The organism is Arthrobacter sp. zg.Y820 (genome assembly GCF_030125555.1).
GTDB lineage: Bacteria > Actinomycetota > Actinomycetes > Actinomycetales > Micrococcaceae > Arthrobacter_B.
Window position 1 is genome coordinate 345594 of sequence record NZ_JASKLX010000001.1, and the last position, 25255, is coordinate 370848.

Below are 25255 nucleotides of genomic sequence, written 5' to 3' on the forward strand. Positions count from 1 at the left end.
TACCTAGTGAACTTCCTGTACAGCCTGCCCCTGCTCGTCAATCCAGGCGGAACCGAGGAAGGCGAGCTCAAATCCGGCCTGAGCATCGCGGATGTCACTCCCGGCCTGCTGGGCTTCCTCGCGACCCTGTTCCTGGTGCTGGCAATCGTTTTCCTCATCCGCGACATGGTCAAGCGCGTCCGGCGGGTCCGCTACCGCGAGCAGGCGCGCACCGGCATCAGCTCCGACGTCTTCATCCCCAGCGCTGAGGACCTTGGCCCCGATTCGCAGCGTCCGGCGACCGGGAACGACGGCGGACCGCCGCGTTCCCCCGAACGCGGCTAGGAGCAGGACATGGCCGGCAGACTCCGCGACGAGGCTTCGGCCTACCTGCGCCAGCATGCCGGCAACCCGGTGGACTGGTGGCCCTTCGGGGATGAACCCTTCGCCGAGGCAAGGCGGCGGAACGTGCCGGTCTTCATCTCGGTGGGATACGCCGCCTGCCACTGGTGCCATGTCATGGCGCACGAATCCTTCGAAGACCCGGCGCTCGCCGCCTACCTGAACGAACACTTCGTCTCGATCAAGGTGGACCGCGAGGAACGTCCCGACGTGGACGCCGTCTACATGGCGGCCACGCAGGCCATGACCGGCCAGGGCGGCTGGCCGATGAGCGTTTTCACTCTTCCGGATGGCCGGACGTTTTACGCCGGCACGTATTTTCCGCCGCGCCCCGCCCAGGGACTGCCCTCCTTCCGCGACGTCCTGGAAGCCGTGTCCACGGCCTGGACGGACCGGCCGGAGGAGGTCGAGCGGAGCGCCGCGCAGCTGGCCGCGCATCTGGCCTCCGGCCAGCAGGGAAACCGGCGGCTGCTGGGCCCGATCCAAGCTGATGCGCTGGCTTCGGGTGCGCTGGACGGTGACGACGGTGCCGGCGCGGAGGCGGAAGCCGAGTCGGGCCGCACCCTGTCGGCGGCAGTTGAAGCCCTGGTTACCCTCGAGGACCGGGAATTCGGCGGTTTCGGCGGCGCACCGAAGTTCCCGCCCTCCACCGTGCTGCGGTTCCTGCTGGCCCACGCCGGCAGCGGTGCCTCCACCGCCGCCGACGCCGCGGCGCTGGCGGACCGCACCCTCGGCGCCATGGCACGCAGTGCCCTGTACGACCAGCTCGAGGGCGGCTTCGCCAGATACACCGTTGACCGCCGATGGGCGGTGCCGCACTTCGAAAAAATGCTGTACGACAACGTGCAGCTGCTGGCCCTGTATGCGCAGTGGGCGCGGACCGCCCAGGACGCCGGGGACCGCCGGCTTGCCCTGCGCGTGACCCGCGAAACGGCTGACTGGATGATCACCCGGCTGCAGGTCGCCGACGGCGGCTTCGCCTCCTCCCTGGACGCGGACACCGTGATGAACGGCCACCGGGTGGAAGGCGGCACCTACATTTGGACTGCGGCAGAGCTGACGGAGGTCCTGGGCGACGAAGCCGCTGCGGCCGTCAGCGGCCTGCTGGACCTGGACTCCGGGAACATGGCCGCCCACGGCGGAACACCCGGGCCCGACGGCGGTGCCGGAAGCACTTTGCACTTCGGCCGCCGGTTAAACGCTGCCGAGGAGGAGCTGTGGCTCGGCTGCCGTCCTGCCCTGCTGGCCGCCCGGAACCGGCGTCCGCAGCCGGAACGGGACGACAAGGTGGTGGCCGGGTGGAACGGGCTGGCCGTGGCAGCGCTGGCCCGAGCCGCCGTCGTACTGGCCGATGCGGGGGAGCACGAGGCCGCGCGCCGGATCCGGAGCGCGGCCGAGGACGCAGCGGCCTACCTGCTGCGCGTGCACCGGGTGGGGCCCACGCTGAGGCGCGTCTCCCACGACGGGCGCGCGTCGTCCTTTGAGGGTCAGCTGGAGGACTACGCCGCAGCGGCCGAAGGGCTGTTCGCACTGTTCGCCGCAACCGGCAGCGAGCAGTGGTTCACCGCGGCCGAATTCCTGGTTTCAGCGGCCGAAGACCGGTTCCTGACCCGAGGCCAGCTGCAGGACACCGCCATTCGTCCCAACCAGCTGGTTAATGCCCAGGGGGCGCAAGCAGCCGCAGATCCACTGGACGGCCCCACGCCCAGCGGAGCCGCGCTGTTCGCCGGTGCCCTGCTGACCTATTCCGCCTATTCGGGGTCCCAGCGGCACCGGGCGCTGGCGCAGTCCCTGCTGGCCCATGTGAACGTCGTGGCGCCGCGTGCACCCCAGGCCGTGGGCTGGGCCATGTCGGTGCTGCAGTTCCTGCTTGACGGGCCCCGGGAACTGGCGGTGACGGGCACCGAGGAGCCGGCAGTGGAGGCCCTGCTCCGCGCGGCGCGGGACGCCGGCGGCCCGGGCCTGGTGGTCGCCTGGCGGGTGGTGCCCGGCGCGAAGACGGAGCCCGGCAGCGAATCGGACGGCAGCGGATCGGCCGGCAGCACCGGCGTGCCGTTGCTGGAGGGGCGGGATCCCGGCGCCGAACCGGCAGTTGCCTATCTGTGCCGGGGAATGGTGTGCCGCCGGCCGGTCAGCACGGCCGCAGAGCTGAAGGAACTGCTCGGCGAGGGCTGAGCAGGTGGCGCCGGGACGCGCCGCCCGGGTTGCGCTAGGACGCGCCGACCGACAGCACCGCCATCAGAATGGCGCTGTAGTGGCAGGCGAAGCCGGCCAGCGTGAAGGCGTGGAAAATCTCATGGAAGCCGAACCAGTCCAGCGACGGATTGGGTTTCTTCATCGCGTAGATCACGGCGCCGATGATGTACATGGCGCCGCCCACGCAGACCAGCACGGCCGCGGCCGGAAGCACCGCGAAGAAATCCGGAATGTAGATCAGCGCAGCCAGCCCCAGGGCAATGTAGACCGGGGTGTACAGCCAGCGCGGCGCGTTGAGCCACACCAGCCGGAAAACAACTCCGGCAACGGCGCCGCCCCAGATGAACCAGAGCAGCACCTTGGCTTTTTCGGGCGGAAGCAGGGCCCAGGCCAGCGGCGTGTAGGAGCCGGCAATCACCAGCATGATGTTGGTGTGATCCAGCCGCTTGAGCATCCGCTTCACCTTTGGCGACCAGTTGCCCCGGTGATAAACCGCTGAGACTCCGAAGAGCAGGACACCGGTGACAGCGTAGACCGCGGACGCGATCCGGGTTCCGGATGTCGGGGCCAGGACAACCAGGATGATACCGGCGGCCAGGGCGAACGGGGTGGCGCCGGCATGCAGCCAGCCGCGGAATTTCGGCTTGATCTCCAGGATGTCGGCAACGTGCTCGACGGCGGATTCCACCGGGCCGGGAGTGCTGCGGGAGTTCGGATCCCGCTCGGGCGGGGCTGACGACGATGAAGATGCCATGCTGAAAATCCTAACCTACGGAGCAGTAGGTTAAGGAGCCGTCGGCAGCGTCCGGCCCGCCGCAGCACTCCGTGCCCGGCTGTGTGTCCGGCTGCGGGTTGCGGACCGCAGCGGAGCGCGCCGCTTCACGAGGAAAGTGCGGGCGCCTTTTTGGGAATACACTTTTTAGTGCGCCTCCCACCACCGCGGAGACGTTTTTCCTCCGGCACACAGGACAGGCAGGTGCGGCTCCGCATGAGGTTTCCAGGCGTTGTGTATGCCTATTACGAGCGCAAGCTGCGCCGCAGCCTGGCCGGGGACCGCATCCCCGAGCACATCGGCGTCATGGTGGACGGCAACCGCCGCTGGGCGAAACTGGCAGGCGCTCCGACCAGCGACGGCCATCAGGCAGGGGCCGACAAGATCCTGGAATTCCTGGGCTGGTGCCAGGAGATGGGCGTGCGCCGGGTGACGCTGTACATGCTCTCGACCGACAACCTGAACCGCGACGCCGACGAGCTGGAGCCGCTCCTGGACATCATCGGCAACACGCTGGACCGGCTGGGGGAGAAGGGCGACCTGCGGGTCAACGCCGTCGGAGCCCTGGACATCCTGCCGGCCAACCTGGCCGACAAGCTCAACGCCCTGGGCCGCAGCACCAGCGACGCCGACGGACTGCACGTCAATGTCGCCATCGGCTACGGCGGCCGGCGGGAAATCGTCGACGCGGTCAAGGAACTCCTGAACGACGCCGCTGCGCACGGCAAGACGATAGCCGAGATCACCGAAGAGCTGTGCGACACCCAGATTGCCGAGTATCTCTACACCCGCGGCCAGCCGGACCCGGAGCTGGTGATCCGCACCTCGGGCGAGCAGCGGCTCTCCGGATTCCTGATGTGGCAAAGCGCGTACAGCGAATTCTATTTCTGCGAGGCACTCTGGCCGGACTTCCGCCGCGTGGACTTCCTGCGTGCCCTCCGCGACTACGCCAGCAGGCAGCGCCGCTTCGGTTCCTGAAATCCGCGGGTGAACGGCAGGTAAACCCGCCGCGAAGACGCAGGAACAGGACCGTGTCCTGCTGCGGCGCCGGGCACGTCCGGCGTACCTTGGTGCTAATGATCAGCAACCCGCTGATCTCTCCGCCCAGCGATCCGGGGCAGCGCCCCTGACTGGAGTTTCCCGTGGCCATATCCTCCTCCCCGCGAACCTCTTCCTCTGCCGCTCCGGCGGCAGCCGCAGCACCCGGCGCCGGCGGCGACCCGGCAGGCTACGTGCTGGACACCTCGGTGCTGCTCTCGGACCCGAAGGCAATCCTGCGGTTTGCCGAGCACGAGGTCATCCTGCCGCTGGTGGTCATCACCGAATTGGAAAAGAAACGCCATGATCCGGAACTGGGATATTTTGCCCGGGCGGCCCTGCGCCTGCTGGATGACCTGCGGATTGAGCACGGCGGGCTGAGCGCCCCCATCCCCCTGGGGGAATCCGGCGGAACCCTGCGGGTGGAACTGAACCATGTGTCGGTGGACGTGCTGCCGGCCGGCATCCGGGGCACCGACAACGACAGCCGGATCCTCGCCGTCGCACGGAACCTGGCGGATGAAGGACGGAACATCACCGTTGTTTCCAAGGATCTGCCGATGCGGGTCAAGGCATCGGCCGTGGGCCTGAACGCCGATGAATACCGCAGCGACCTGGTCCGGGACAGCGGCTGGACCGGCGTCGTCGAACTGGCCGTGGCGGAAGCCGACGTCGATGGCCTGTACGAGCACCATCCGGTGTTCATTCCGGCGGCCGCCGAGCAGCCGGTGAACACCGGCGTCGTCCTGCTCTCCAGCCGGGGATCGGCCCTCGGCCGGGTGGGAGCGGACAAGCAGGTGCGGCTGGTGCGCGGCGACCGCGACGTGTTCGGCCTGCACGGACGCTCGGCGGAGCAGCGGCTGGCCATCGACCTGCTGATGGACTCGGAGGTCGGCATCGTCTCGCTGGGCGGCCGGGCGGGCACCGGCAAGTCCGCGCTGGCCCTCTGCGCCGGACTGGAAGCGGTGCTGGAGCGCCGCGAACACCGCAAGGTGGTGGTCTTCCGTCCGCTCTACGCCGTCGGCGGCCAGGAGTTGGGCTACCTGCCGGGCACCGAGGCCGAAAAAATGGGGCCGTGGGGGCAGGCGGTCTTCGACACGCTCGAGGCCCTGGTCTCCAAGGAAGTGCTCGAGGAGGTCCTGGACCGGGGCATGCTGGAGGTCCTGCCGCTGACCCACATCCGGGGCCGGTCCCTGCACGACTCCTTTGTGATCGTGGATGAGGCGCAGTCACTCGAGAAGAATGTGCTGCTGACCGTGCTGTCCCGGATCGGCCAGAACTCACGAGTGGTCCTCACCCACGACGTCGCCCAGCGCGACAATCTGCGGGTGGGGCGCCACGACGGGGTGGCCGCCGTCGTCGAAACGCTCAAGGGGCATCCGCTGTTCGGGCACATCACCCTGACCCGCTCCGAACGCTCGCCCATAGCCGCGCTCGTGACGGAGCTGCTGGAAGACGGGCAGATCGGCTGAGGCTGGCCTCCGGGCCGGGCCGGTTTGTCCACAGGGCGGCGCCGGCCCGGCTCCCGGGCCGCGGTTATGACGTACCGTGGTCCCATGGTGGGGATCCTGGGGGAGTACCGGTCACTGGGCGGGGCGGCCTTTTGGATGCTGTGCGCGGCCACCGCGTACTTCCTGGTGCTGGCCGTGCGGCTCGCCGCCGTGGACGCGGCGACGCACCGCCTGCCGAACCGGATCGTGCTGCCCGCCTATCCGGTGTCGGCGCTGCTGCTGGGCACGGCCGCCCTCGCGGCAGGCGATGCAGCCCGCATTGCCGCGATGGTGCTGGCCGGCGTCGTGCTCTTCAGCGCCTACTTCCTGCTGCGCTTCAGCAATCCCTCGGGATTGGGCTTCGGGGACGTGAAACTGGCCGGAGTCCTGGGGCTGTACCTGGGCTTCGCGGGATGGCCGTACGTGCTCGCCGGCACCGTTGCGGGGTTTGTCCTGGGCGGTTTGTGGGGGGTGTGGCTGATCCTCTCGCGCCGCGGAACGGCCAAGACGGCAATTGCCTTCGGGCCGTTCATGCTGGCCGGCGCCGCCCTGGCCATGGCGCTGCCTGGCCTACAGTAGAGCCATGCCCACCCCTGATTTTGTCCTGTCCCTGCGGAAGAAGATCGGCCATGACCTGCTCTGGCTGCCGGGGATCACCGGGGTCGTTTTCAACGAGGAGCAGCAGGTGCTGCTGGTCAAGCGGGCGGACGACGGCCGGTGGACCCTGATCACGGGAATGCTCGAGCCCGGGGAGGAACCGGCCGCCGGAACGCTGCGCGAGGTGGAGGAGGAAACGGGCATCACCGCCGCCGTTGAGCACCTCATCCATGTCGGCTCCCACGGCCCCATCACGTTCCCCAACGGCGACCAGTGCTCCTTCCTCAACGTGGCCTTCCGCTGCCGCTACGAGGGCGGAACGGCGCGGGTCAACGACGACGAGTCCACCGACGTCGGCTGGTTTGCCCTGGACCAGCTGCCGCCGCTGAGCGAGCGGCACACCCTGCTCCTCCGGCTGGCGCTGGAGACGGACGGCGTCCCCGCCTTTTCCCGCTGACGACGCAGGCCTCCTCCTTCCCGAAGGAAAGAGGAGGCCTGCGCTGCTGCTTTTATTGCGGCTGCGGCTATCCGGCGTCGTTGTTGCGCGCTGCCGGGTTGTTGCGGGCTGCCGGAGCACCGCCGTCGCCGCCGCCGTCGCCGTCGGCGTCCTTAGCTTCTGCCGCGGCTGCCGGGGACGATCCCTTCGCGGTTGCAACGCGCTCGGCCTCGAGGCGGTCGGCCTCCGGGCCGGAGACGGCCTCACCGCGGGCCACCATGCCGGCGACGTCTGAGAGCGGAATCTGCTTCAGGAACACGGCCAGCACGAGAGCAATTACGAGGAACGGAATCAGGTACCAGAAGACCGGTGCCAGGGAATCCGCATAGGCGGTCACAATGCCGTCCTGGACCGGTTCGGGCAGCTGGTCCATCACTGAGGGCTGCAGCGTGGCGGTGGCCTCGCCGGCGGCCGATGGATCGAAGCCGGCCTTGGTGAAGACCTCATGCAGGTTGTCGGAGAGGCGCGAGGTGAACATGGCACCGAAGATGGCCACGCCCAGGGAGGCGCCCACCTCGCGGAAGTAGTTGTTGGACGAGGTTGCGGTGCCGATCTGGTCCACGGGCACGGAGTTCTGCACCACGAGCACCACCACCTGCATGATGTACCCGAGGCCGGCGCCGAACACGAACAGCTGGGCGCAGATGACCCAGACCGGGGTGTCGGCGGAGAGCGTGGTCATCCACAGCATGGCGAGGATCACCAGGGCGGCACCCATGATCGGGTACTTCTTGTAGGTGCCGTGCTTGGTGATGGCCAGGCCGGAGTAGATCGAGGTGCCCATCATGCCCACCATCATCGGCAGCATCAGCAGACCGGACACGGCGGCGGAGGTGCCGGTGGACATCTGCAGGAACGTCGGCACGAAGGCCAGGGCGGCGAACATGCCCATGCCCAGGGTGAAGCCGATGGCGGTGCTGTTGACGAAGATCGGGTTCTTGAACAGGCTCATCGGGATGATCGGGTCCGCCACGCGGTTTTCCACCATCACGAAAAGCGCCGCCGCAACCAGCATGCCCGCGCCCCAGAGCAGGGTCATCTGGTGCGTCCAGCCGTAGTCGTCGCGGCCGCCGAAGTCGGTGAAGAAAATCAGGCAGGTGGTGGCGATGGACAGCAGTACGACACCGCCGATGTCGATGCGCTTGGTGGCCTTTTTGCTCGGCAGGGTCAGCGTGAAGAAAGCGATCAGGAACGCGATGATGCCGATCGGAATGTTGATGTAGAACGCCCACTGCCACGTCATGTGATCCACGAAGAAGCCGCCCAGCAGGGGACCGGCGACGGCGGAGAGGCCGAAGATGCCGCCCAGCGGGCCGAGGTACTTGCCGCGTTCGTTGGCCGGAACGATGTCGGCAATGATGGCCTGCGACAGGATCATCAGGCCGCCGCCGCCGAGGCCCTGGATGGCGCGGAAAATGACAAAGCCCCAGAAATCGGTGGCGAAGGCGCAGCCGACCGAGGCCAGGGTGAACAGGGCAATCGCGAACAGGAACAGGTTCCGCCGGCCCAGTACGTCGCCGAACTTGCCGTAGATCGGCATCACGATGGTGGTGGCGAGCAGGTAAGCGGTGGTGATCCAGGTCTGGTGCTCGACGCCGCCCAGCTCGCCCACGATGGTGGGCATGGCGGTGGACACGATGGTCTGGTCGAGGCTGGCGAGCAGCATGCCTGAGATCAGCGCGGAAAAGATGATCCAGATGCGTTTCTGGGTCAGCAGCAGCGGCCCGGTAGCAGGCGCGGCGGTGGTGGTCATGGCAGGTCCTTGGAAGAGGTGGAAGGGGTGGGTGCAAGTGCGGGAGGGGAAACGCCTGGAAGCGGTGCGGCCGCGGCGAACAGCTGCTGCAGGGCGGTGACGGTTTCGGTGAGGATCGTCCGGTAGGCGCGGGCGTTCTCCCGTTCGAAGAAGGCCGGCCCGGCCCGCTCGGTGAGGCAGCCGAACAGGGTCAGTGTGGCCTGGATGCGGGGATCCTCGGCCGGCAGTCCCTCCCGGGCCGTGAGCAGGGCCGCCATGGCTGCGGCCGCCTCGCGGGAGCCGTGCAGGACCTTTTCGAGCAGCCGGGGTTCGGCGGCAACGGCTTCCTTCAGTGCGGTCATTTCTTCGCGGGAGATCGCCATGCGGTCCATCAGGGCGACGGCGAAGTCCACAAAATCGGCCAGCAGCGAGGGGGAGAGGCTCCCGGGATCGGACTTTGTGCCGCCGGCAATGAACCGTTCGGCCAAATCCGCCGGGATTTCGTCGGCGGGGGAGCCCAGGATGGCGTCTTCCTTGGCGGCGAAGTAGTTGAAGAAGGTGCGCCGGGAAATGCCCACCCGCTCGCAGAGCTCCTCGACGGTGAACCCGTTGACACCGCGGGCGGCGGTCAGGGAACGCGCGGCGGTGATAATCCCAAGCTTGGTTGCGATGCGTTTCCGCTCGCGGAGGCCGCAGTTCTCCTCGGATGCACTATTCGTCACGGAGTGAATATTTACACTTCTGACCATGTAGTGCAAATTCACGCGTCCTTCTCAGGGCTGAGAGACGCAGTTTCTGCCAGTTCGCGGGGATGTCAGGAACTGGCGGGGATGTCAGGAACGGACGGGAACACGGAAGGGGGGGGGGGGGCGGGGCCGGGGGCCCCGGCCCGGGCGGGGGGAGCTGAGCGCGGGGGGGGGGGGTCTGGTCGGTTGTGGGGGGGGGGGGGGGGGGGGGGGGGGGGGGGGGGGGGGGCCCCCCCCCCCCCCCCCCCCACGGCGGCAGACCTGTCAGCACTGGCAGCTGCCGATACCGTGCGGGGCCTGCGGGCGGGGGACCCGTGTGCGGTGGCGGGGGAAGTGGCGGCGCGGAACGGCGCCGCACTGGGCGGATGCGCCGTCAGCGCCGGAGATCAGAGCGTGCAGGTGAACACCGAGGTCGGAGTCCGCCTGCTGCCGTGGCCGGCTACCGGGCACGCCCGGGCGGGCCCGCCCCCGTGAAAGCCGCGCCGGCGGCGGCCGGATCGGCGTCCCGGCCGCGGGCTGAATCCAGCAGCACCTGCAGCAGGGTCACGGCCCCGGCCTTGGAAAGCGGATTGTTCTTGTTGCCGCACTTGGGGGACTGCACGCAGGACGGGCAGCCGCGCTCGCATTCACAGGACCGGATCGCGTCCCGGGTGGCGGTCAGCCACAGCTCGGCAGCCTCGTAGGCCCGCTCCGCGAAGCCGGCGCCGCCGGGATGCCCGTCGTAAACGAAGATGGTGGGCTTCTCCGTGTCGGCGTGCAGCGCCGTGGAGACGCCGCCGATGTCCCAGCGGTCGGAGGTGGCGATCAGCGGCAGCATGCCGATGGAGGCGTGTTCGGCGGCGTGCAGGGCACCGGGGAAGTCGGCCGGAATCATGCCGGCGTTGGTGAGCAGGTGCTCGTCGATGATGAACCAGACGGCCTTGGTGAACAGCTCCTTGGCCTCGAGCTCCAGCGGTTCCTCACCCAGGATCTCGTTGGAGATCAGGGCCTTGCGCTGGAAGGACACCACCTGCGTGGTGACCTTCACGGTTCCGAAGCAGACCCGGATTTCGCCCCACTGCGAGGTCCGCTCAGTCTCCATCACCTCAATCTGGGTGACGTCCCGGGCCTGCGTGTAGAACTCGGGGTTGCCGCGGGTCACCATGGCGCAGTGATCCGCCTCGTTCAGCTCATCAACTATGAAGGTTTGGCCCTGGTGCACGTAGACCGCGCCGGTGTGGGCCTGATACTGGCTCTGCGGCGAGTCCATGGTGCCCAGCAGCATGCCGGTGTCGGACTCCACGATGTTGATCGGCCCGCCGCCGTCGGCGCGCAGATTCACCATGGCGGCGGCGCTTTCGGAATGGGTCCAGAACCATCCCGAGGGCCGGCGGCGCAGATAGCCCTGCTCCACCAGCTGATCGAGCAGGCCGGCGGCGGTGGGACCGAACAGCTCCCGCTCGTCCGGGGTCAGCGGAATCTCCGCCGCGGCGGCGCAGAGGTGCGGGCCCAGGACATAAGGGTTGGAGGGGTCGAAGACTGTGGCTTCCACGGAGATGTCGAAGATCGCCTCCGGATGGTGCACCAGATACGTGTCCAGGGGGTCGTCGCTGGCGACAAAGGCGGCCAGAGCATCCTGTCCGGAACGGCCCGCGCGCCCGATCTGCTGGAACAGGGACGCCCGGGTGCCCGGCCAGCCGGCCACCAGCACGGCGTCGAGCCCGGAAATATCAATGCCCAGCTCCAATGCGGAGGTGCTGGAAATGCCCAGCAGTTCGCCGCTGCGCAGCCGGCGTTCCAGCTCGCGCCGTTCCTCGGGCAGGTACCCGGAGCGGTACGCCGCCACCCGGTCCGGCAGCGAGGGATGCACCTCGTCCAGCAGCCGCCGGGTGATGGTGGCGATGGTTTCGGCGCCGCGCCGGGATTTGATGAAGGCAATGGTGCGGACCTGCGCGGCCACGAGGTTGGCCAGCAGATCCGCGGTTTCGGCAATCACCGTCCGGCGGGAACGAACACCGTTTTCACCCTTGAGGTCGGTCAGCTGCGGCTCCCAGAGCGCCACAGTGGTGGCTCCGTGCGGAGAAGCGTCCCGGGTCACCGCGGTGACCTCGCCGCCGATCAGCCGGCCGAAGGAGGAAGCCGGATCCGCGGACGTGGCGGACGCACCGATGAACACCGGGTTGGCGCCGTAGTACCGGCAAATCCGCCGCAGCCGGCGCATCAGGTTGGCCACGTTGGAACCGAACACGCCGCGGTAGCTGTGCGCCTCGTCGATGATGACGTACTTGAGCCGGCGGAAGAACCGGGCCCACCAGGCGTGGTTGGGCAGCACGCCGAAATGCAGCATGTCCGGATTGGCCAGCACCAGGTTGGCGTGGTCGCGGATCCAGCGCCGGGCGCCCGGGTCGGTGTCGCCGTCGTACGTGTCCGCGCGCACGGTGGGCAGCTGCAGTGCGTTCACGGCGGAGAGCTGGTCAGCGGCGAGGGCCTTGGTGGGTGCCAGGTAGAGGGCCACGGATCCGGTGGGCTCCAGCGTGACCCGGTCATCCAGCGCGGTGCGGTGGATTTCGTCGAGCACCGGCAGCAGGTAGGCCAGGGATTTGCCTGACGCGGTGCCGGTGGAAATGATCGTGTGTTCGCCGGCGTGCGCCGCCTGCGCGGCTTCGATCTGGTGCCGCCACGGTTCGTGGACGCCCACCCGGGAGTACGCGGCGACGACGTCGGGGTGCGCCCAGTCCGGCCACGGCACCGGAACAGCCTTCCGGGCCGGAATTTCGTGGACATGGACCAGCTGTTCCGGGTCGGCGCCGGAGCCGAGCAGAGGGATCAGGGAATCATGTAGGGCCACTGTGCAATTCTCCCACCGGCCGGCGGAACAACTGCAGTTCAACGCGGCTGCTCAGCCGCAGGCTGAACTGCGCGGAACGGTTACAGCTTCGGCTCGAACATCACCACGCTGGCGAGGTTCTCCCAGCCCAAATACCTGTAGAGCTCCAGGCCTTCCGGCGTGGTCACCAGCAGGCCGGCGTCGACGTCGTGTTCCAGCGCCACTGCGGTGAGGGCACGCATGACGTAGCTGCCCAGCCCGCGGCGGCGGAACTGCGGCTCGGTGATGATTCGGTCGTAGACAGCCAGGTCATCCACCACGGCAACGCTGCCGCGCGCCGCCGGCTCGCCGTCGGCCGTGACAATCACGGTCCCCAGCTTCTGGCCGCGCACGGTTTCGGTCTCGAAGCCGTCCAACGGAACCGGGTCTTCGATGTCCTGCCCGGCCATCTCCAGGAACATGAAGACTTCGTCCGCGGAGCGCACGCTCAGGCCGTGCACCAGGGCGGCGCCGTGGATCTCGTTCATGCTGCTGGTCACGATGGTGAAGAGCCGGCCCGGGCTCTTCCGGGCGGAGGACGCGAGTGCGGCGAACTCATCGTGGGAGGGCTCCAGCGCGAAGTACTCCCAGTCATTGGTCCTGTCGTGCAGGAAGGCGGACAGAAAGCGGCCCTCCCGGCGGGTCTGGTAACCGCGGGCCTGCGCCCAGCCGGTGACCCAGGTCTCGAGCAAATCGTCGTTCAGCACTCTCATGGATGAACACTAACGGTGCCGGCAGGCGAAAGGTACGGGTGCTGATGAAATAGCGGGTCTTGGCGCGGTCTACCCTTGATGAGTGGCTTTGAATCGAATTGCACTGTACTACGCCTTCACGCCCCTCCCGGATCCGGAGGCCGTGCGCCTCTGGCAGCGCACCCTCTGCGAGAAACTGGGACTGCGCGGGCGCATCCTCATCTCACCCGACGGAATCAACGGAACCGTGGGCGGGAGCCTCGACGCCGTGAAGGCGTATGTAAAGGCCACCCGCGAGTACCCGGCCTTCAAAAAGATGGACATCAAATACTCCGAGGGCGGAGCCGAGGACTTCCCGCGCCTGAGCGTCAAGGTGCGGAAGGAAATCGTCAGCTTCGGCGCTCCCGGCGAGCTCAAGGTGGACCAGGACGGCGTGGTGGGCGGTGGCACGCACCTGCGGCCGGAGCAGCTGCACGAACTGGTCGAGGAAAAGAAGGCCGACGGCGAGGAAGTGGTCTTCTTTGACGGGCGGAACGCCTTCGAGGCGCAGATCGGCCGCTTCAAGGGGGCTGTGGTTCCCGACGTGGCCACCACCCACGACTTCATCGCCGAACTGGATTCGGGCAAGTATGACGACCTCAAGGACAAGCCGGTGGTCACCTACTGCACCGGCGGCATCCGCTGCGAGGTGCTGTCCTCGCTGATGGTCAACCGCGGCTTCAAGGAGGTTTACCAGATGCAGGGCGGCATTGTCCGCTACGGCGAGGCCTACGGCGACAAGGGATTGTGGGAAGGCTCCCTGTACGTGTTCGACAAGCGGATGCACACGGAGTTCACCGAGGACGCCGTCACAATCGGCCAGTGCGTGCGCTGCGAGGCGCCCACGAGCAAGTTCGAGAACTGCTCCAACCCCTCCTGCCGGAAACTCACCCTGTACTGCGCGGACTGCGCCGCGGACCCGCAGACGCTGCGCTGCCCGGACGGCTGCACCGAGTAACGTCCCCGCGAGATGGCAGAAGGTGCGTCTCTGAAGGCTGAGAAGAGCACTTAGTGCCATCTCGCGGGGCTGGTGGGAGGAGTGCTAGGCCGTTGCTGCTTCGGCCAGCTGCGTGTCCCGGGGTGTGTCAGCGTCGCGCCGCACAAAGGTGCCGCGGTCCAGGACCACGGTGTCTCCGACGCGGGTCTGGAAGACGGCGCCCGCATCGGTCTTCCAGATGCTGGTGGTCAGTTCGTCGCCGGGAATCACCGGTGCCGCAAACCGGACGTTGAGGGAGCCGAAGGCATCGGCGTCGGAATCGGCCACGCCTTCCAGCACTGCGCGTCCGGCGAAGCCCATGGTGCACAGACCGTGCAGGATCGGCTTCTCGAAGCCGACCATCGCTGCGAGGGCCGGATCCGAATGAAGCGGGTTGCGGTCCCCGTTGAGACGGTAAAGCAACGCCTGGTCGGGTGTGGTTTTTTGGATGTCCACAAGGTCGGCGGGCCGGTCCGGCAGCTCCCATCCGTCGGAGGGGGCCGGTGCTGAACCGAAGCCGCCCTCGCCGCGGATGATCATGGTGGTGACGGAGGCCGCCACGGTCTCGCGGGTCTCGGCGTCGAGCAGATCAGTGGTGAGCTCGATAACGGCGTTCTTGCCCTTGTCGTAAACGGCGCTCATGAAGCTGCGCGGAATCACGGTGCCGCTGGTGGCCAGCGTGCGGTACACGGAAATGGCCTGGCCGCCGTGCAGGATGGAGGACAGCTTGAAATCGCCGAGCTCGTCCATGGATCCGCCGGATCCGCCCAGCAGCACCGCGAAGGTCGGCAGCACGCTCTGTTCAATGCCGCGGGAGTTTTCCGTGGTGAAGGCGAGGTTGGCGGTCTGGTCCCGGGCGCCAGCCCCCACGCTCAGTGCGTAGAGGAGTGCGTCCTTGGAGTCCCAACTGACCGGAGCACCCTCGGAGACCTTCCCGATGTTCTGCGTATGGATCGCCATAACGTTCCCTCTTTCAGGAGTCTCACGGGCCGATGTCCCGTGCGGTTTGCCGGCACAAAATGTGTCGCCGGTTACTAAAAATTACTATAACGAAGTTCTAAATTCCGGTCGTTGCGGCATCCGGAGGCGGTCAGGCCGAGGCGGAGACCACGCCCTCCGGATCCGCTGCGGTGCCGCGGCGGAGGTCGCGCTCGCCGACCGTTTCCGGTATCCACTGCGCGGGCGTGCGGCGCAGCATCAGTGCCACCACCACTGACAGCGCGGCAAAAACAAACACGAAGATAAAGGCGGCACTGATGCCGTCCTGTGCCACGGCCGTGGTCGCCGGATCCGTGTGCCTGGCCAGGATGAAGGCGCCGATGGCGACGGCGGCGGACTGGCCGACGTTGCGGATCAGGGTGTTGGTTCCGGCTATTTCCGAGGTGTGGGATTCCGGCACCACCTCGATGAGCAGGTTGGGCAGCGCTCCGTAGGCGAGCGAGATGCCGATGCCGTTGAAGACCATCGCGACGGCGAACATCACCACGTTGCCGTAGGTCAGCAGAATGACCGGAACGACCAGGGCCACCAGTGCCAGACCCGCGATAAACACCGTGCGGGCGCCGTACCGGAAGGCGAGTTTTCCGCCCAGCGGCGAGAAGAAGTATCCCACCAGCAGGGTGGTGCTGATCAGGACACCGGCTGCGGTGGGCGAGAAGCCCAGCCCATAGCCCAGCGACGGCGGCGACTGCATGATGAGTTGCGCGGGAACGTTGCCGCCGCCGAGGGGGCCGACGGCGGCGAGCACGGTCGCGGTCATGGCCAGGGCTATCTGGCGGTTCTTGAACATCCGCAGGTTCACGATTGGCGACTCCACCCGCAGCTCCCACCAGGCCCAGACAGCGGCAGCGGCGATGCCGATGCCGATCAGGCCGATGAACTGCATCGAAGCGAAGCCGGTCTTCGAGCTGCCGGAGAACCCGAGCAAAATGGCGCTTACCGCGATGGGGAGCAGGACGGCGCCGAGAAAGTCCGGTTTGTCCTGGCTGGGAATGATGGTGTCGCGCGGAATGACCAGCTGGACGCTGGCCGCGGCCAGAATCGACACCACGGCTGCAAAAACGAAGATTCCGTGCCAGGAGAAGGCGTCAATCATGAATCCGGCGATGAGTGCGCCGCCGGCGCCGGCGATGAGCGCCGAGGCGCCGACCATCGAAATGCCGACCGGAACCCGCTCTTCGTCGAGGTGTTCGCGGGCCAGTCCGAAGGCCAGGCCCAGCACAGCGCCGGTGACGCCCTGGATCGCGCGTCCCAGGATGATCATTTCCAGTGAGCCGCCGAGCAGCGAAACGATGGAGCCGATGGCGGCGATGGCCAGAGCGATGACCATGACCTTGCGCCGGCCGTACAGATCGCCGAAGCGTCCGCCCAAGACTCCGGCGGAGGCCGAAACCAGCAGGAATGCGGTGACCACCCAGGCGACGGTATTGGCATCAACCTGGAAGTCCCGCATGAGGGTCGGCAACGTTACGTACATCATGGACAGTTCAAAGGCCGAGACGATCTCGGCCAGAACCAGGACAAGGACAATCGGGGCGAATCCGGGGCGTTTGAGCGCCCGCGTGGTGGAGGACATCGGCGTCCCGCCTTTCGTGGAAGGGATAAACCAAACCGCTGGCATGCACCGCGTCGGGGACGTGATGCATGCCAGCGGCTGGCTCTGGTCCGGCAGAGTCGGCGCTCTGCCGGACCAGGGGTGCAGGGGTTAGGCCGAAGCGGAAACGATGTCTTCCGGATCGGCGGTGGTGGTGCCGCGGCGGATGTCGCGTTCTCCCACTGTCTCGGGGACCCACGGCTTGGGATTGCGGCTCAGCATCAGTGCCATGACCACTGCCAGCACTCCGAAGACCAGGACAAGGATCAGCGCGCCGCTGATGCCCTCCTGCGAAATGGCCTTGGTGGTCGGGTCCGTGTTGCTGGCGAGGATGAAGGCGCCGATTGCGATGGCGGCGGACTGGCCGACATTGCGGATCATCGTGTTGGTTCCCGCTGTTTCCGAGGTGTGGGATTCCGGCACGACCTCGATGAGCAGGTTCGGCAGCGCACCGTAGGTGAGGGAGATGCCGACGCCGTTCATGGTCATGGCAAGCAGGTAGACGATCGTGTTGCCGTAGGTGAGCAGGATGACGGGAATGGCCAGGGCCATCAGCACCAGCCCGGCGATGAAGACAATCCGGGCGCCGTACCGGAAGGCAAGTTTTCCGCCCAGGGGCGAGAGAGCGAAGCCAACGAGTGCGGTGAGGCAGATGAGGACGCCGGCCGAGGTCGGTGTGAGGCCCAGGCCGTAGCCCAGCACTGAGGGGGACTGCATGATCATCTGCGAGGGAACGGACACTCCGCCCAGGGGGCCGATCGCGGCGAACACCGTGGCGGTCATGGCCAGGGCAATCTGCCGGTTCTTGAACATCCGCAGGTTCACGATCGGGGACTCCACCCGCAGCTCCCACCACGCCCAGATGGCGGCAGCGGCGAGGCCGAGGCCGATCAGACCGAGGAACTCCACCGACATGAAACCGGTCTTTGAGCTGTTGGAAAGACCCAGCAGGAGAGCGCTGACCGCGATGGGCAGCAGGATGGCGCCGATGTAGTCGGGCTTGTCGCTGGTGGCCGCGTTGGTGTCACGCGGAATAACCAGCTGGATGGCCAGCGCGGCAATGACCGCGAGGACGGCAGCGAAGACGAAGATTCCGTGCCAGGAGAAGAGATCGATCATGAAGCCTGCGATCATCGAGCCGCCGGCGCCGGCGATGAGGGCGGAGGCACCGACCATCGAAATGCCGACCGGGACCCGCTTCTCGTCGAGGTGCTCGCGGGCCAGTCCGAAGGCCAGGCCCAGAACCGCACCTGCCACACCCTGAATGGCGCGGCCGAAGATGATCATGCCCAGGGATCCGCCGAGCAGCGAGATGAGTGAACCGATGGCGGCGACGACCAGGACAATGACCATCACCTTCCGCCGGCCGTACATGTCGCCGAAGCGTCCGCCCAGCACTGCGGCGGAGGCGGAAACCAGCAGATAAGCCGTGACAACCCAGGCGACGGTGTTGGCGTCCACCTGGAAATCCCGGATCAGGGTCGGCAGCATGACGTACATCATGGACAGTTCAAAGGCTGAAATGATTTCGGCCAGAACCAGGACTATGACAACTGGTGCGAAGCCTGGACGCTTGAGCGCCCGTGTGGTGGAGGACATCGGTGTCCTGCCTTTCGTATGAGGTCAAAGAATGCGACGCCGGCCGACGGATATCGGGCTGCGGTGGAGCAGACGATCTTTGGAAAGGTGGTGCGATGCTGCGGTGTTGTGTTGCGTGGTGGGGTTTGGGGGTTAGCCGTTGCCGTAGGCCACTGATTTGGTCCAGAAGAACTCCTCGAGTCCCTCCAAGCCGCCTTCGTTGCCGGTGCCGGAGTGGCCGATGCCGCCGAAGGGGCGTTCGGCCACGGCATTCATGGCACCGTTGACGGTTACCTCACCGGTTTCCAGGGCTTCCGTGACGCGGATGGCGCGGCGAGCATCGCCGGTCCAGATGTAGCCCGAGAGCCCGTAATCGGTGCCGTTGGCCAGGGCGATTGCCTCGGCCTCGTCACTGAAGCGGGTGATGGCCAGCACCGGTCCGAAGACTTCCTTCTGGGCCAGCTCGCTGGACGGAGCCACGTCGGCCAGGACGGTCGGCGGATAGAAGAACCCGTCGGCCAGATCGCCGGCGAGCCGCTGCCCGCCGGTGACCAAACGCGCGCCCTCTTCCTGGGCCCGTCCCACCATCGAGTGGATCCGCTCGATGGCGGCCTCGTTGATGACCGGCCCGCAGACCGTGCCGATGTCCTGGGGATCGCCGACGGGGAACGAGGCGGCGATCTGGCCGATCGTCGCCACAAACGCATCGTAGATCGAGTCCTGGACCAGCAGCCGGGTGGGAAGCGCGCAGGCCTGGCCGCTCATGATGCCGAAGGCCATGAACGTCGAGTGCATGGCTGCCGCCTCGAGGTCAGCGTCGGCGAAGACGAGGTTGGCGGATTTTCCGCCCAGCTCCAGCACCACCGGCTTGAAGGTCTTCGCGCAGGCAGCGCTGATTTTGCGTGCCGTGTCCGGGCCGCCGGTGAAGGTCACCTTCTTGACCAGCTTGTGCTCCACCAGGGCCGCTCCCGCCTCGGGGCCGCCGGGAATGACGTTGAACACGCCGTCCGGGATGCCGGCCTCGGTGACCAGATCGGCGAAGAGCATGGCGCTGAAGGGCGTCAGTTCGCTGGGCTTGACCACCACTGTGTTGCCTGCGGCAAGAGCCGCGGGAACCTTCATGGCCAGGGACATCAGCGGAGCGTTCCACGTGATGATCGCACCAATCACGCCGTAGGGCTGGCGCAGCGTGTGCCCGAAGGACCCACCGGCGCCGACCACCGAGGTGATCCGGCCCAGCGGAAGCTTGTCGGCCCAGCCGGCGTAGTACCGGATCCAGTCCGTGGCTGCGGTAACCGTGGGATACGCGTTGGACCGGGCAATGCCGTTGTCCGCGATCGCCAGCTCCACGAAGTCCTCGGTGTGTTCCTCCACGAGCTGCGCCAGCTTCAGGAGCGCCTTGGACCGGGCTCCGGCGGGCGTGGCCCGCCACACGGCGAAGGCCTGATGCGCGGCGTTGACGGCGTCGTCGACGTCGGACACACCGGCCAGGGGAACCGGTGCACCGGCCTTGCCGGTGGCGGGATTGATGTGGGTGTGGACGCCGGCGCCGGTGGTGCGCGCCTCGCCGCCGATACGGAGGGTAACGGGCGGCAGGACAAAATCGGTGGTGGTTGTCATGTTCAGATCTCCGGTTCGTAGCGCAGCATGGTTATTCCTGCTTCGGGGTAATCACAGAACACGGGCTTTACCCGCATGCCCACCTTGATGTCATCGTGGGACACGTTGACCAGTTCGGTGGAGAATTTCGGACCCTCGTCCCACTGCACGACCGCGAGGACGAGGGTGCCCTCGTTGGCGAAGTGCGGGGCCACCGGGCGGGTGGAGATGGTGTACGTGTAGAGGGTTCCGGCTCCGGGAATCTCCCGCCACTCCAAGTCATCGGCCAGGGTTCCCGGGGCCAGCGGCCGGGGGTAGAAGATGTACTCGCCCAGCGAGGGGGAGTACTGGATACGGACCCGGTGCTCGGCCAGCGCGTCCCAGAACGGCTTGGTCAGCGGGGTCGGAACCGGCATCGGTCGCTGCAGGACCGGCGGGGTGTATGCGGTGCTCATGGTGTGTAGTCCTATTCGCCTTCGAGGATCAGTGCCGTTTGTTCGCTCATGATGCCGCCGTTGCCGGTGACAAAGGCGCGGTTGCACTCAGCAACCTGTGCCTCGCCGGCGCGGCCCATGATCTGGCGCACGCCGTCGATGACGTGGTGCATGCCGCCGGCGATGCCCGCCTGGCCGAAGGAGAGCTGCCCGCCGGCGGTGTTCATCGGGAAGTCGCCGCGGAAGGTCAGATCGTGTTCGCTCACGAACTGCATGCCCTTGCCCTTCTCGGTGAAGCCTGCGTCCTCCAGGCTCATCAGCACCGTGATGGAGTAGCAGTCGTAGATCGAGACCATGTCCACGTCGCTGCGTTGGATGCCGGCCATGGTGAAGGCCTGCTCCGCCGCGTGAATCATCGGCGAATGCATCAGGTCCTTTGCATAGGTCGGAGTCTTGTAGGGGACGCGCTCGCCGAAGCCCTTGACCCAGACCGGGCGGTTCTTGGACTTGGCGGCCATCTCCGCGTTGCCGATGACAATCGCCGCACCGCCCTGGCACGGCATGACGATTTCGAGCATGTGCAGCGGGTCGGCGACCATGGGCGAGGCCAGCACGTCGTCGATGGTGATCGGCTTGCCGTGGAAGATGGCCCCCGGGGTGGCGCAGGCATTGGTGCGCTGGTCCACGGCGATCTTGGCCATGGCCCGCTCGTCGTAGCCGAATTCGTGCCCGTAGCGCTTGGCGATCTGGCCGTAGGGTCCGTTCTGCCCCAGATTGCCGTACGGAATTTCGAACTCGGCCTGCGGGGAGCCGTAGGCGTTGGAGGAGGCACCGAAGTACATCTTGTCGTCCATCACGTAGGGCTTGCGTGCGTCGGTTGGCACGTCGTGGGTTCCGGGGAAGGTGACCAGCACGGCGTCGCACAGTCCGAGTTCCACGGCGGCGGCGGCCCGCCAGACCGCTGCGGCGGAACCTGCCCCGCCGAGGTCGACGATTTCAGCGAAATTCGCGTTGATGCCCAGGTACTCGGTGATGGTGGAGGGCACAAACATGTCCGCTTCCCCGATCAGGGGTGTCACGATGCCGTTGACGTCCGTGGCGTCCAGGCCGGCGTCGTCCAGGGCGGCCTTGGAGAGCCGGGCCCACTGTTCCAGGTTGAAGGTTTTTTCACGGGCGAGTTTGCGTTCTGGCGGCAATTCGTAATAGCCAAGGATTGCGGCTTCTCCACGAAGTCCCATAGGTCTGTTCTCCTCATTGGTGGTGTGCAAAGGCGGACGGCGTGGTGCCGGTGCCTTGGAGTTTTCGGATGCTTTGACGGGCCTGGTTATCCGGAATGTGCCGGAGCCGGAAGCCGCAGGGACGAAATCCGAATTCCGAGCTCCGGATGGAATGTTCCTGCCCCGAGTGCTTCGAGCAGGCCGGCGTGTTCGGGCCCGTGCCAGGGTTCGTCCGCCGCCACGAAGCCCAGGGCCCGAAGGCCCGAGACGCCGGTGGAGTCAGTGGTTTCCTGCAGGACGAGGTCCGCACCCTGGGACCACCGGAACCCGCCGGCCGCCGGTTCGCCGGCGCGCAGGGGCAGTGAAAAGGCGACGGCGCCCAGGACATCCCGGAGCACGTACTCCGCCCGCTGCAGATTGGTAACCAGGCCGAAGACCACGGGCACCCGGGCCTGCGGGGATTCGGTTTCCACCCAGGGGCAGGCAGTGTTGAACTCGTTGTCCTCGGTGATTTCCTCCAGGGACTGGGACGTCTGAACCATCTGGGTCAGGAATCCAAGACCCGTATCGCGGGGATGCAGGAACGCTTCCTGCCACTGCGGGTATTCGGTGTTGACGAGGATCGGGTTTATGCCTGCCGCCCGCGCCCCCGCGATGGCAGCGGAAATGTTCCGGACCTTGAAGGTGATGTGGTGCGGTGCCGCTTGCCCGCCGTTCTCGGAGAGGAAGCGTTCAACGAAGGACTCGGGTGAGCTGCCCGGTTCCAGCAACTCCAGCCGCATGTCCTCCGCCAGGGCAACCTGGCAGGGGCTGAAGGCCGGCAGGCTGAAGCCGCTGGCGAAACGCGCCCCGAGCTCCCGATGCAGCAACTCTCCGGCGGCGCCCCACGCGGGAACGGCGAAGGCGACGTGGTCGAGCTCATGGGCGCTCATGGGAACGCCCGTCGGGAAGCAGGGGCTAGCGTCGTTCGGCTTCGGCCTGTTCGAGCCTGAGCCCGATCATTGCCACAAAGCGGTCCAAAACCCGGGTGGCTTCGGGAACGGTCTTGTTGCCTGCCAACACGCGGGAGACCAGATCCATGAGGACGGCCCACACCATGGCGGTGACATCCGCAGCCTCGTCCGGCGACAGGGTCGAGAAGTCGGCATGAAACGGTTCCTCGAGGACCAGCACCAGCTGCTCCATCAGATCGCGCACTTCCGGATCGGAGGAGGTGCGCAGCATGAGGATCGCCTTGTAAAAGTTCGGCTGCCGCTCGAAGGCAGCCAAAGCCTGCTTCAGGCGCCGGGCAACCCGCTCCGTTGTGCGCAGGCCTTGCGCCCAGCCCTGGTCCGCGGAATTGAACGGCACGCCCCAGTCGTAGACGACGTTCGCGTACAGGTGCTCCTTGGACGAAAAGTACCGGTACAGCGTTCCCAGCGCCACGTTCGCCGTGGACGCCACGTCGCGGATCTGGATCGAGTCGTAGTCGCTGACGCGGAGCAGTTTCTTCGCGGCGTCCAGAATCCGTTGCCTGCGTTCCACCTGGTAGGCGGGAAGCTCGGTGGTTTCGCGTGTGAGTTGCCGAACCATCAATTGCCTCCTGCTGGGGAATCCGGTGGACACCCAAAACTACCACCGCCGTTTGGCGTCCCGAGATCCCGCACACCGCGTTACCGGTCCTTCCAGCGGATCAATGCATCCAGCGCCTCAATCTGGTTTCCGGCCACCCGCAGCGGGTTGATTTCGAGTTCCTCGAGCTCATCGCCGAGCCCCACGGCAACCTGCGAAATCTCAAAGATCACCGCCGCCAGCTCATCCAGATCGGTGGGCTCGCCGCCGCGGAACCCGGTGAGCAGCTCAATTCCCTTCAGCGATTCAAGCATCCGGCGAATTTCCGCCGGTCCCACCGGGAGCAGACGCACAGCGGAATCCTTGAGCAGCTCCACCATGACGCCGCCAAATCCAACCGCGAGCACCAGGCCCCACCGCGGATCCCGGACAACTCCCACCAGCAGCTCGGTGCCGGCCGGCCGCATCGGCGAGACGGCCACGCCCTGGATCCGGGCCTCCGGCGCCAGCTTGGCCACGGACGCCTGGATGAACTGGTAGGCCTCGGTCACCGCTTCAGCATCCTGCAGCATGAGCCGGACGCCGCCGACCTCGGTCTTGTGGGCGATATCTTCGGAAGCGATTTTCAGCACCACCGGGTAGCCCATGGATTCGGCGGCGGCCACCGCGTCTTCTGCAGAGGCGGCAATGGCGGCGGGAATGTACGGCACCCCGTGGCTGCGCAGGAATTCTCCGCTCTGCACCTCGGTCCACTGCTCAGCGCCTTCCGGCTTGGTGATGGCCGGCGCCGCGGGCAGCTCGCCGTCCGAGGCCAGCTCGGCGGCGCGCTGTCCCCACCAGGCGCTGCGGGCCGCGGCCGGGATGCCGCGGTCAAAGGAATCCGAGGCGTGCGGGTAGCCGTGCTCGGCGGCAAAGGCGCGGCCGAACTCCGTAACCTCGGTGGGCAGGAAGCTCATCGCGATGACCGGCTTGGGAGAGGACGTGAGCTGGCGCAGCATTTCATCCTGCGTGGGCCGGCCCATGTCCGCCATTGCCTGGTTTGCCGGCCACGATCCGTTGACCACCACGAAGTCGTAGTTGGGGTCGTCGATGAAGCACTGGGCGGCCTTGGTGAGGATGGTCGGGTCAACGGAGACGTAACCGGTGGTGTCCATCGGGTTGTTCACGGTGGAGAAGGTGGGCAGTCCGGCATCGTGCAGGCCCTGCACCGTGTCCTGGTGCGGGGCAGGCAGCTCCAGCCCGGCGGCGTCGGCCTTGTCCGCCACCAGGGCGCACATGGCGCCGGAGCCGGTGATCACTGCCATCCGGGGCCCGGGAAGGGCGCCGTAGGCTTCGATCAGGCCTGCCGTGGCGACCAGGTCCTCGATGTTCTCGACCCGGATGACGCCGTACTGCTTGCAGGCGGCGTCGATGACGGTGTCGTCGCCCACCAGCGAGCCCGTGTGGGCTGCCGCCACCCGGGCTGAGGCCTCACTGCGGCCGGCTTTGAAGATGACGATCGGTTTGCCGGCGGCCCGGGCGCGGTCCGCGACGTTGAGGAACTGCGCCGGATCCGAAATCTGTTCCAGGTAGGCGGCAATGACCTTGGTGTTGGGATCGTCGACGAGCACGCTCATGACATCGATGGCGGAGATCATCGCCTCGTTGCCGACGGTCACCGCAGTGGAGCAGCCCACGCCCCGTGATGCCATGTAGGGCAGCAAGTAGATCGCCAAGGCACCCGACTGGCTGGCGATGCCCACACCGCCGCTGATCATGGGCATTTGGGTCATGTGGCTGAAGGCCGCGACCTTGGCGTGGGAGTTGATGAAACCAAGGTTGTTCGGCCCCAGGATCAGCTGGTCGGCAGCACGTGCCTTCTGCACCAGACGCGCCTGCAGGGCGGCGCCCTCGGCACCGGCTTCTCCCAATCCGGCGGCCAGCAGGATCAGGTTGCGGATGCCCTTGACCCGGGCCTCCTCCAAAATGTCTTCGAGCGAATTCGTTCCCGTGAGCACGATCGCCAGGTCCGGGGTTTCCGGCAGATCGGCCAGCGAGGCAAAGCTGGTTTGGCCGTGGCAGTCTTCGCCGCGGCGGTTCACCAGGTAGAGCTCTCCCTCGAACCCGCCGGAGACCAGGTTGCTGTACGTGAAGTGGGACCAAGTGGACCTGGTGTTGGCCCCCACTATGACGATGGACTTCGGCTCAAGAAGTTCCCGCAGCCGGGTGGAATCGAGGTTCTGGGTACTGCCGGTTTCGCTCGTCAACGTTGTCATGCGAAACGCTCCTTTCGGTGAAACATGG

General features: G+C 66.9%; 21 protein-coding genes. 7 read left to right on the forward strand and 14 right to left on the reverse strand.

Annotation, left to right across the window (positions count from 1 at the left end; translation table 11 throughout):
• Positions 1-6 precede the first annotated feature (6 nt).
• Both QNN99_RS01595 and QNN99_RS01600 read left to right on the forward strand, forming a co-directional pair.
• Entirely contained in the window at positions 7-324 is a 318-nt protein-coding gene (locus QNN99_RS01595) for a hypothetical protein (protein WP_229964667.1), read from the forward strand.
• Positions 325-333: 9 nt separating this feature from the next.
• A complete protein-coding gene (locus QNN99_RS01600; RefSeq protein WP_229964668.1) occupies positions 334-2556 on the forward strand; it encodes a thioredoxin domain-containing protein in 2223 nt (740 codons plus the stop codon).
• Positions 2557-2590: 34 nt separating this feature from the next.
• Here QNN99_RS01600 and trhA read toward each other — a convergent pair whose 3' ends face one another.
• A complete protein-coding gene (gene trhA, locus QNN99_RS01605; RefSeq protein ID WP_229964669.1) occupies positions 2591-3331 on the reverse strand; it encodes a PAQR family membrane homeostasis protein TrhA in 741 nt (246 codons plus the stop codon).
• Between the two features lie 234 nt (positions 3332-3565).
• Between trhA and QNN99_RS01610 the strand changes: the two genes are divergently transcribed.
• The 4 genes from QNN99_RS01610 (at position 3566) to QNN99_RS01625 (ending at position 6931) form a co-directional block, all read left to right on the forward strand.
• A complete protein-coding gene (locus QNN99_RS01610; RefSeq protein ID WP_229964670.1) occupies positions 3566-4327 on the forward strand; it encodes an isoprenyl transferase in 762 nt (253 codons plus the stop codon).
• A 254-nt stretch (positions 4328-4581) separates the two neighbouring features.
• Positions 4582-5859, forward strand: coding sequence for an RNA 5'-3' helicase PhoH2 (phoH2, locus tag QNN99_RS01615; protein WP_229965043.1), 1278 nt, complete (start codon positions 4582-4584; stop codon positions 5857-5859).
• 84 nt (positions 5860-5943) lie between these two features.
• Positions 5944-6456 (forward strand): prepilin peptidase, encoded by a 513-nt coding sequence (locus tag QNN99_RS01620; protein WP_229964671.1) that lies wholly within the window; start codon positions 5944-5946, stop codon positions 6454-6456.
• A 4-nt stretch (positions 6457-6460) separates the two neighbouring features.
• A complete protein-coding gene (locus tag QNN99_RS01625) occupies positions 6461-6931 on the forward strand; it encodes an NUDIX hydrolase (RefSeq protein WP_229964672.1) in 471 nt (156 codons plus the stop codon).
• 67 nt (positions 6932-6998) lie between these two features.
• Here QNN99_RS01625 and QNN99_RS01630 read toward each other — a convergent pair whose 3' ends face one another.
• From QNN99_RS01630 to QNN99_RS01645, 4 genes are all read right to left on the reverse strand, one after another.
• A complete protein-coding gene (locus QNN99_RS01630) occupies positions 6999-8723 on the reverse strand; it encodes an MDR family MFS transporter (protein ID WP_229964673.1) in 1725 nt (574 codons plus the stop codon).
• Complete coding sequence (locus QNN99_RS01635) at positions 8720-9424, reverse strand: TetR/AcrR family transcriptional regulator (RefSeq protein WP_229964674.1); 705 nt, start codon at positions 9422-9424, stop codon at positions 8720-8722. Before QNN99_RS01635 ends, QNN99_RS01630 begins: the two co-directional genes overlap by 4 nt.
• Positions 9425-9887: 463 nt before the next feature.
• Entirely contained in the window at positions 9888-12275 is a 2388-nt protein-coding gene (locus QNN99_RS01640; protein ID WP_229964675.1) for a DEAD/DEAH box helicase, read from the reverse strand.
• Between the two features lie 80 nt (positions 12276-12355).
• Positions 12356-13006, reverse strand: coding sequence for a GNAT family N-acetyltransferase (locus QNN99_RS01645; protein WP_229964676.1), 651 nt, complete (start codon positions 13004-13006; stop codon positions 12356-12358).
• Positions 13007-13088: 82 nt separating this feature from the next.
• Between QNN99_RS01645 and trhO the strand changes: the two genes are divergently transcribed.
• On the forward strand, positions 13089-13982 hold the full coding sequence (gene trhO, locus QNN99_RS01650) for an oxygen-dependent tRNA uridine(34) hydroxylase TrhO (protein WP_229964677.1): 894 nt from the start codon (positions 13089-13091) through the stop codon (positions 13980-13982).
• 84 nt (positions 13983-14066) lie between these two features.
• On the opposite strand, the gene QNN99_RS01655 is transcribed toward trhO, so the two are convergent.
• The 9 genes from QNN99_RS01655 to QNN99_RS01695 all read right to left on the reverse strand — a co-directional run bounded on the left by QNN99_RS01655 (position 14067) and on the right by QNN99_RS01695 (position 25227).
• Entirely contained in the window at positions 14067-14960 is an 894-nt protein-coding gene (locus QNN99_RS01655; RefSeq protein WP_229964678.1) for a MaoC/PaaZ C-terminal domain-containing protein, read from the reverse strand.
• A 130-nt stretch (positions 14961-15090) separates the two neighbouring features.
• Positions 15091-16575 carry an MFS transporter gene (locus QNN99_RS01660; RefSeq protein WP_229964679.1) on the reverse strand — a complete coding sequence of 495 codons (1485 nt, stop codon included), beginning with the start codon at positions 16573-16575 and terminating at the stop codon, positions 15091-15093.
• A 129-nt stretch (positions 16576-16704) separates the two neighbouring features.
• Positions 16705-18192, reverse strand: coding sequence for an MFS transporter (locus tag QNN99_RS01665; protein ID WP_229964680.1), 1488 nt, complete (start codon positions 18190-18192; stop codon positions 16705-16707).
• Between the two features lie 132 nt (positions 18193-18324).
• Complete coding sequence (locus QNN99_RS01670) at positions 18325-19791, reverse strand: aldehyde dehydrogenase family protein (RefSeq protein WP_229964681.1); 1467 nt, start codon at positions 19789-19791, stop codon at positions 18325-18327.
• Positions 19792-19793: 2 nt separating this feature from the next.
• On the reverse strand, positions 19794-20225 hold the full coding sequence (locus QNN99_RS01675) for a Zn-ribbon domain-containing OB-fold protein (RefSeq protein ID WP_229964682.1): 432 nt from the start codon (positions 20223-20225) through the stop codon (positions 19794-19796).
• A gap of 11 nt (positions 20226-20236) precedes the next feature.
• Positions 20237-21442 (reverse strand): thiolase family protein, encoded by a 1206-nt coding sequence (locus QNN99_RS01680; protein ID WP_229964683.1) that lies wholly within the window; start codon positions 21440-21442, stop codon positions 20237-20239.
• 86 nt (positions 21443-21528) lie between these two features.
• Positions 21529-22353, reverse strand: coding sequence for a VOC family protein (locus QNN99_RS01685; protein WP_229964684.1), 825 nt, complete (start codon positions 22351-22353; stop codon positions 21529-21531).
• A gap of 25 nt (positions 22354-22378) precedes the next feature.
• Positions 22379-22993, reverse strand: coding sequence for a TetR/AcrR family transcriptional regulator (locus QNN99_RS01690; protein WP_229964685.1), 615 nt, complete (start codon positions 22991-22993; stop codon positions 22379-22381).
• A gap of 80 nt (positions 22994-23073) precedes the next feature.
• The gene (locus QNN99_RS01695) at positions 23074-25227 is read right to left on the reverse strand and encodes an acetate--CoA ligase family protein (RefSeq protein ID WP_229964686.1); all 2154 of its coding nucleotides are present in this window, start codon (positions 25225-25227) and stop codon (positions 23074-23076) included.
• Between the last annotated feature and the right edge of the window lie 28 nt (positions 25228-25255).